Source organism: Atopobacter phocae ATCC BAA-285 (assembly GCF_000526675.1).
In the GTDB taxonomy this organism is placed as follows: Bacteria; Bacillota; Bacilli; order Lactobacillales; family Aerococcaceae; genus Atopobacter; species Atopobacter phocae.
The window spans coordinates 19,249-27,878 of record NZ_JAGN01000022.1; the positions used below are offsets into that span (position 1 = coordinate 19,249).

The 8,630-nt window shown below is 35.4% G+C and carries 10 protein-coding genes; all 10 read left to right on the forward strand.

The window, feature by feature from the left end; translation table 11 throughout:
- Positions 1-74: 74 nt before the first annotated feature.
- The gene (gene rimP / locus L866_RS0104860) at positions 75-548 is read left to right on the forward strand and encodes a ribosome maturation factor RimP (RefSeq protein ID WP_025729701.1); all 474 of its coding nucleotides are present in this window, start codon (positions 75-77) and stop codon (positions 546-548) included.
- Positions 549-593: 45 nt separating this feature from the next.
- A complete protein-coding gene (nusA, locus tag L866_RS0104865; protein WP_025729703.1) occupies positions 594-1,832 on the forward strand; it encodes a transcription termination factor NusA in 1,239 nt (412 codons plus the stop codon).
- 28 nt (positions 1,833-1,860) lie between these two features.
- Complete coding sequence (gene rnpM, locus L866_RS0104870; RefSeq protein WP_025729705.1) at positions 1,861-2,160, forward strand: RNase P modulator RnpM; 300 nt, start codon at positions 1,861-1,863, stop codon at positions 2,158-2,160.
- Positions 2,150-2,506, forward strand: a complete 357-nt coding sequence (locus L866_RS0104875; protein WP_025729707.1) for a L7Ae/L30e/S12e/Gadd45 family ribosomal protein — start codon at positions 2,150-2,152, stop codon at positions 2,504-2,506. Before rnpM ends, L866_RS0104875 begins: the two co-directional genes overlap by 11 nt.
- 18 nt (positions 2,507-2,524) lie before the next feature.
- On the forward strand, positions 2,525-4,786 hold the full coding sequence (gene infB / locus L866_RS0104880; protein WP_025729709.1) for a translation initiation factor IF-2: 2,262 nt from the start codon (positions 2,525-2,527) through the stop codon (positions 4,784-4,786).
- Positions 4,787-4,846: 60 nt separating this feature from the next.
- On the forward strand, positions 4,847-5,197 hold the full coding sequence (gene rbfA / locus L866_RS0104885; RefSeq protein WP_025729711.1) for a 30S ribosome-binding factor RbfA: 351 nt from the start codon (positions 4,847-4,849) through the stop codon (positions 5,195-5,197).
- 135 nt (positions 5,198-5,332) lie between these two features.
- Positions 5,333-5,932 (forward strand): YczE/YyaS/YitT family protein, encoded by a 600-nt coding sequence (locus L866_RS0104890; protein ID WP_025729713.1) that lies wholly within the window; start codon positions 5,333-5,335, stop codon positions 5,930-5,932.
- A gap of 49 nt (positions 5,933-5,981) precedes the next feature.
- Positions 5,982-7,493 carry a serine hydrolase gene (locus L866_RS09060; protein WP_025729715.1) on the forward strand — a complete coding sequence of 504 codons (1,512 nt, stop codon included), beginning with the start codon at positions 5,982-5,984 and terminating at the stop codon, positions 7,491-7,493.
- Positions 7,494-7,506: 13 nt separating this feature from the next.
- A complete protein-coding gene (locus L866_RS0104900; protein WP_025729717.1) occupies positions 7,507-8,316 on the forward strand; it encodes a zinc ribbon domain-containing protein in 810 nt (269 codons plus the stop codon).
- 74 nt (positions 8,317-8,390) lie between these two features.
- A partial coding sequence (locus L866_RS0104905) for an IS256 family transposase (RefSeq protein ID WP_025729719.1) occupies positions 8,391-8,630 on the forward strand: 240 nt, incomplete at its 3' end.

The window sequence follows — 8,630 nt, forward strand, 5'->3', positions numbered from 1 at the left end:
TTGGTTATGATTAGAAAAAGTGAGCGGCGACGCTCACTTTTTTAACGTATTAATACACAAAAAGGAGGAAAAGTATGAGCCGTGTTGTTAATCAAGTAAAAGAGCTAGTCGATGAATTATTTGACCAAGAAGGTTATGATTTAGTCGATTTAGATTATGTAAAAGAAGGAAAAAATTGGTTTTTACGTTTTGCAATCGATAAAGAAGGTGGCGTCGACCTGAATGATTGTGCCTACATGAGTGAAAAGATTGGCGACTTGCTTGATACGGTTGATCCTGATCCGATTCCTAGTGCTTATTATCTTGAAGTATCCAGTCCTGGTGCAGAACGTCCGCTAAAGAGTAAAGCAGACATTCAAAAAGCAGTGGATAAATATATTCACGTGTCTTTCTATCAAGCAATCGATGGACAAAAATTTGTAGAAGGTACTTTAATCCAAGCCACGGACGACGACATAACGATTCAGTATGCAGATAAAACGCGTAAAAAAGAAATGGTGTTAACTTACGATCAAATTGCCAAAGCACGTTTAGCAATAAAAATCTAAGACAACCCATTGAACTGAATCATAAAAAGGAGTGATTGAACGAAAATGAGCAAGAAATTATTACAGGCATTTGAAGCCTTAGAAGAAGACAAAGGCATTAAAAAAGAAATTATTATTGAAGCGCTAGAAGCTGCTTTAATCTCAGCGTATAAACGTCATTATGGCCAAGCGCAAAATGTGATGGTAGAATTTAATGATAAAAAAGGTGACATCAAAGTATTTGCGGTCAAAGAAGTTGTAGAAACAAGCTTAGATGACACACAAGAAATTAGCTTAAAAGATGCATTAGAAATTAATCGCGCTTATGAAATTGGCGATAAAATTAAATTTGAAGTAACGCCTAAAAACTTCGGACGAATTGCTGCACAAACAGCAAAACAAGTTATCATTCAACGCATGCGTGAAGCAGAACGTAGCATGATTTACGAAGAATATATTGGTTACGAAGATGAATTACTCTCAGCTGTAGTTGATCGAGTGGATCACCGTTTCGTTTTAGTTAATTTAGGACGTATCCAAGCAGCCATTATGAAGAGTGATCAAATTCAAAGTGAAGAATATTCAGTCGGCAAACGATTGAAAGTCTATGTATCAAAAGTTGATAATACAACAAAAGGCCCACAAGTTTTAGTGAGCCGGACTCATCCTAATTTATTAAAACGTTTATTTGAACAAGAAGTTCCAGAAATTTACGATGGTGTTGTAGAAATCATGTCAGTAGCTCGTGAAGCAGGCGATCGTTCTAAATTAGCAGTTCGTTCATATGATGCAAATATTGATCCAGTTGGAACATGTGTCGGACCTAAAGGCCAACGTGTCCAAGTAATTGTAGATGAATTAAATGGTGAAAATATGGATATCATTGAATGGCATGAAGATCCAGCAGAATATATTAAACAAGCATTGAAACCAGCTGAAGTGTTAGATGTTATTTTCAATGAAAATGACAGCCAGAGCTGTGTAGTTGTTGTTCCAGACACACAATTGTCATTAGCAATTGGTAAACGAGGACAAAATGCACGTTTAGCGGCTAAATTAACAGGTTACCGTATTGATATTAAATCTGAAAAAGATTGGGAAAGTATGCAACATCCTGAATTAGCGAGTGAAGTAACAGAAGAAGTTATCGCAGTTGAACCTGAACAATTGTCAGATGAAATGGACTTAGTTGATTCAATTGATCAACCTACTTTTGATGAAGAAACGGTTGAGGAAGCCTTAGTTGAAGAAGGACTATCTGATGTTACTTATAGTCTTGAACCAGAGACTGGATTACTCGATTAAGAAAGTGGTGGTAACAATGAAAAAAGGAATGAAGCAAAGAAAAATTCCGATGCGTCGTTGTGTAGTATCACAAGAAATGTTTCCGAAGAAAGAACTCGTTCGAATTGTTCGAACACCGGAACAAGAAATAAAAATCGACTCAACAGGCAAGATGAATGGTCGAGGTGCTTACATTGCAATTGAGCCTAAATTAGTGGAAAAAGCAAGAAAGCACAGCGTTTTCGAACAACATCTTAAAGTGAAAGTCCCACAAGAGTTTTACGATGAACTTTACGCGTATTTAGATCATCAAAAAGCTCGTTTGGAGTTATTCAAAGATGAACAATGAAATTGAAGCAATGAATGAATTAGCTGAAGCAGTTAATCAAAAAAGACAATTACAATTACTCGGCTTGGCTCAAAAAGCTGGCGATTTAGTCAGTGGAACCGACCAAGTCATACTAGCAATTGAAAGAAAAAAAGCAAAACTTGTGGTAATTACAGAAGACACAAGTGAAAGTAGTCAAAAAAAGCTCTTAAACAAATGTGTACATTACAATGTACCTTACACAATCTTTGGAACAAGTATGCAACTCTCTCAAGCATTAGGAAAAAAAAGAAATGTAGTTGCACTTACAAATCAAGGATTCAAAAAAAGTTTTTTAAAGACGAAAGGAAATACGCACATGAACTAAGATGGGGAAGGTGATGGCATGTCAAAAAAACGTGTTTATGAATATGCGCGCGAAAATAAGATATCAAGTAAAGAAGTATTAGAAGCTGCAAAAGAAGTTGGAATCAACTACAGTAGTCATATGTCTTCAATGGAAGAAAGCGACGTGGGAAAAATTAATCAAGTATTAAATAAAACATCAAACAATAAAAAAGTAGAAACAAAAAATGCAAACCGTAACGAGCAAGACAAGCGGCAGTCTAAACCAAATAACCAACCAGTTATTGAAAAACATAGCCAAAACCAAAAACAAAAACCAACAACAGATAAACCAGCAACAAGTAAAAAACAAGTGAAGAACTCTTCACAACAACAAGCTAGTCAGAATGAATATAGTGGACAAGCAAACCGTCGTTATGGTAACCAAAATAACAATAAACGACGCAAAAATAACCGTGGTAAACAAAATCGCAATGATCATCGTAAAGGTACTGATAAAAAAGGTGCTCCACCACGTAAATTTAAAGAGTTACCAGAAGTGCTTGTATACACAGAAGGTATGAATGTCGCTGAAATTGCGAAGAAAATCCATCGTGAACCAGCAGAAATATTGAAAAAATTATTATTAGTAGGCGTAATGACTAACCAAAACCAACCGCTATCAAACGAAGCGATTGAATTATTAGCGATTGAATATGGTATTACTGCTGAATTAAAAGTTGAAAAGGATATTACTGATTTGGATTTATACTTCGAAGAAGCAAAAGCTGAAGCAGTATCTGATTTAGATGAATTAGTTGAACGCGCACCAGTTGTAACTATTATGGGTCACGTTGACCATGGTAAAACAACGTTGCTTGACCAATTAAGAAACACAAAAGTAACAGAAGGCGAAGCTGGTGGAATTACACAGCATATTGGTGCTTACCAAGTAAAAATTGATGGCAAACCAATTACATTCTTAGATACACCAGGACATGCGGCGTTTACAACAATGCGTGCACGTGGAGCAGATGTCACAGATATTACGATTATCGTAGTAGCTGCAGATGATGGAGTTATGCCTCAAACAGTTGAAGCCATTAACCATGCTAAAGATGCACAAGTACCAATTATTGTGGCAGTTAACAAAATTGACAAGCCAACCGCTAATCCGGATCAAGTTATGACAGAATTATCTGAACATGGGTTAATTCCAGAAGCATGGGGTGGCGACACTATTTTTGTTAACATTTCTGCAAAATTCAATACGAATATTGACGAATTATTAGAAATGATTATTTTGGTATCCGAAATTCAAGAAATTAAAGCAAATCCTAATCGTTTAGCTTTAGGAACAGTCATTGAAGCACGTTTAGATAAAGCAAAAGGCCCAATTGCAACGTTACTCGTTCAAGAAGGTACATTGAATATTGGAGATCCTATCGTTGTCGGTAACACACATGGTCGTGTCCGTGCAATGATTAATGATCAAGGACGTCGCGTTAAAACAGCGAATCCAGCAACACCTATCGAAATTACAGGATTAAATGTTGCACCACAAGCTGGAGATCGTTTCGTTGTATTCGAAGACGAAAAAACAGCTCGTCAAGTAGGTGAAGAACGTGCAGAGCGTGCACAAGCAGTTAAACGTTCTCAAAACCAACGTATTACTTTAGACAACTTATTTGAAAGTCTTCAAGAAGGCGAATTAAAAAATGTCAATGTGATTATTAAAGCAGACGTTCAAGGTTCAGCCGAAGCGTTAAGTGCATCTCTACAAAAAATTGAAGTAGAAGGCGTTAAAGTGTCTATCGTCCATTCAGCAGTTGGAGCGATTAATGAAAGTGATATTTCATTAGCTTTAGCAAGTAATTCAATCGTTATCGGATTCAACGTTCGCCCAACACCACAAGCGAAAAGCGAAGCCGATGCTGAGCAAGTAGATATTCGTTTACATAGCGTTATTTATAACGTAATTGACGAAATTGAAACCGCGATGAAAGGAATGCTTGACCCAGAATATAAAGAACAAGTGACAGGTCAATTAAGTGTTCGTGAAACATATCAAGTTTCTAAACTAGGAACAATTGCGGGAGCATTTGTAACAGACGGAATTATTAAACGGTCAAGTCATGTACGCATTATCCGTAACGGTATTGTTATTCATGACGGTGAAATCACTTCGTTGAAACGCTTTAAAGATGATATGAAAGAAGTTAAAAAAGGCTTTGAATGTGGTATTATGTTTGAAAACTACAATGATGTAAAAGTAGACGACATCATTGAAGCCTATGAAATGGTTGAAATTAAACCTAAATAAGTAGATAAAATAAAAATGCTTAAAGAAGGTTCAGTCATTTGGACTCAAAGGAGGTAAAACATGGCTAAACATCGAGTAGGACGTGTACGTCAAGAAATTTTAAAAGAAGTGAATAGTATTATTGCGAATCGTGTTCGCGATCCACGTGTAAAAGACGTGACGTTAACAGATATCGAATTATCTAATGATTTGCAGTATGCCACGTTATATTACTCCACGTTAAGTGATAGTCAAAAAGAACGTGAAGAAACAGAATTAGGCTTAAATAAAGCGAAGGGGTTAATTCGCAGTGAATTAGCGACTCGCTTAACTTTATACAAAGTGCCTGAATTAAAATTTGAACGAGATTCCTCAGTTGATTATGGTAGTCGTATAGATCAATTGATCGCTCAATTACATAAACAAGACTAATAATTAACTAAAGCTGATGACGTATGTCATTAGCTTTTTTTTGGTGAAAAATAAAAATTATTTATAGTATAAAGGTGTTTTATTGTATAAAAATGTTATAATAAAAAAGAAGAAATGAAGGATGGAGTGTCAGCAGTGAAAATCACAAAACGACTTATTATTAACGCGATCGGATCGCTTATTATGGGATTTGGTATTAGCCTATTACTAGCTATAAGCAGGGGGACAGATACGATTACCTTATTTTTTTTAGGGATCCAGCAACATATAGCCGTTGAATTATGGCTGTTAGCATTATTATTTAACATAGCGATTGTTTGCATTGTTTATTTTATCGATGCCTCCAAAATGGGAATTGGAACATTTGTTAACTTTTTAATTGTATCACTTAGTTTTAAAATATTCCCACCAGTCGTCATGTCATGGCATTTTTTAAATACAGATAGCCTACTGTTATCAATTGGATTCGTATTAATGGCGATTACAACCTTTTCCTTGGGAACAGGCTTATATGCAGCTAGTTCGTTAGGAAGTGCAGCACTTGAAGCATTAAGTATTGCATTAGCGGAGAAAACGAAATGGAGCATTCAAGTGTATCGAATGATTTTTGATGCATCATTAGTTCTTATGGCAATTGTATTAGGTGTCTTACCACAATATGCTACTTTATTAAGTGTGCTACTCGTTGGCCCGATTTCGCAACGGATTTTTCTGAAAGTTAGAGAGGTGATTTAAGCACTATATATAAACAAAAAAATGAAAATAAAACTAAGGAAGTGATGAATTGAAGATTTATTGTTCAAATTGTGGCAAATTGTCTGAAGAAGGCGATGTATTTTGTCAAAACTGTGGGACACCACTTTTAGAAGATTTTACGGGTGAAGTAACTGATAAACCGGATGATGTGCATTCATTGTCCAGTGAAGAAGAGCATGATGGTGACTATTACGGTGAAAATAACGACATAAATGAACAACCATTACCGACAGTAAATAACGAAACGTATGTGAGTGACCGTTTTTCACATGTTTTATGTCCATATTGTCAAACTGTTCAATCAGACATGAATAAGTATTGTGAAAATTGTGGGAGAGAAATAAATCCACCATTTGATGCCACTGCTCAGACAGCGTCAAATCATGACATAAAGGAGACGACGACGGTAACAAAAGCGTCCATTCCTTCAGAGTCATTTAATTCTGTCAATCATTCAATGAACACACCGCAACACATGGATGAATCATCGAGTCTTTGGAAATATCTTTTATTAGCAGCATTATCGATTTTATTAGTGGGTGGAGGAAGCTATTATTATTTTTATTATATGCCTAACCAAGAAAAAGTAATGCAAGCTAATAAGGAGAAAGAAGAAAAGAAACAACAAGAGAAAGAAGATGTAAAAAAACAATTGCTTCAAACAAAGAAAAAAGATGCAGATAAAAAAGAACAAAAGAAAGAGAATGAACTGATTCCATTTGATGATCAAGTCATGCGGTCGGTAGTAGATGCACAGTTTAGAAATCAATTTAACATTGGTGGATCGCATGCGATGTATTATCACCGATTAACTAATGAATCAGGGGACAAGATAGATGCTGCTTCAATTAGTGCAAATGGAAATGTGCCGATTCGTGCGGCAAGTGTGATTAAAATATTTATATTAATTGCCTTCTATCAACAAGTTGACGAAGGTGCAATCAATTTAGAAGACACTTATCAATTAAGAACAGCTGATAAAGTAGGCGGAACCGGAAACATTCAAAATGATCCACCTGGAACAACTTATACATACAATCAATTAGCAACCGAAATGATTACTAACAGTGATAACACAACAGCTAATATAGTGATTGATAGAATTGGCGGTTTAAATGCGGTTAATCAAGTCATTGCAAAATTAGGGTATACACAAACGAAGCTAAATCGTAAATTTTTAGATACCTACGCTTTAAGTGCGGGGATAGATAACTATGTTACATCTGAAGAATTAGGCGATGTGTTAACGAAACTATACCAAAGAAAATTAATTAATGAAAAAGTTGATCAGTCGGTATTAGATATTTTAGGAAAACAAATTGATCGCGAAAAATTATTGAAAAATTTACCAACAAATTTAGTTATATATAATAAAACTGGTCAATTTTCAGATTATGGCGTCATGAACGATGCAGCGATTATTGTAACGGATAAAGGATCCTATGTATTAGTCGCTTTATCAATGGATGGTCGTTATGGAGAAAAAGCACCAGCTATTGCTCGTTTTAGTCAAAACGTGTATCAACAATTTACGAATTAATGGAGGAATAAAAGTGAAATATTGTATCGAATGTGGAAATGAATTAAAAGCAAGTGCGCAATTTTGCCCAAAGTGTGGAACGAAACAGACAGTAGCTCAGGTCAATCAGCCTGAAACAGTTCAAGAGCGACCAATCCATTCAGCTCCGACTTCACCTTATCAGCAAGCAACGAATCAACCGACTAATTCTGGTGCATCCATTACGGTAACGGTGCCTGGTGTTGAAATAAAAGATACACAAGCAAAAGCCAAAAATTACTTCATGAAATTATTTGAAGTTGCTAAGTTTCCATCATTTAACTATGGAACCGATTCAACATTTGCTTACGCGACGCAATTCCTGTTAGCTTTTTCAAAAATATTTGTTATTTATGCTCTTAGCAAGGCCTCTATAAATATGTTTGGACTAGCATTAAGTGGTTATGGGGGGATAGATGATTTATTTAATGGGATTTTGGGCGGATTTGGAGCCAATGAAATGATAAAATCAATGATTTTAAAATTGTTTATCGCTCTATTAGTTTATTCGGCTGTCCGTATTTTAACAACGTGGCTATTGGCGAAACATTGGTTAGGTAATGATGTGACTTATACCGATGTTACCTCTAGTTATTCTAATTTAATGGCAGGATTAGTATTAGGTTACTTTTTAATAGGCGTACTATTCGCAGTAGGTATTTTCTTCTCTATTCTGTCTGTCATTAGTTTATTTATATTCATGTTTATCGAATATTTTGTTGTTCCTATTTTAGTATTGAATAAGTATTATCATAACAAAAAAATATCAATTGTTTATTTAGATAAAGTCCATATAATTGTGTAAAAGATAAAAGGCCATATAAAGCTCCTTTTACGGTACAATGTTTTTACCAGAAAACCTACCCAGGAGGACTTTATATGACCCAAGTACATTTTACACTGAATAGCGAAGAGGTTCAAAGCATTATTGAACATTCGGTAAAAGATGATGTGTCTAAAAACATTTTGACAACAGTGTTCAACCAGTTGATGGAAAATCAGCGAACAGAATATATCCAGGCTGATGACTATGAACGATCCGAAAGTCGTCAGAGTCAAAGAAATGGCTATTATGAACGAGACTTTACAACGCGGGTAGGCACACTTCGCTTAAAGGTG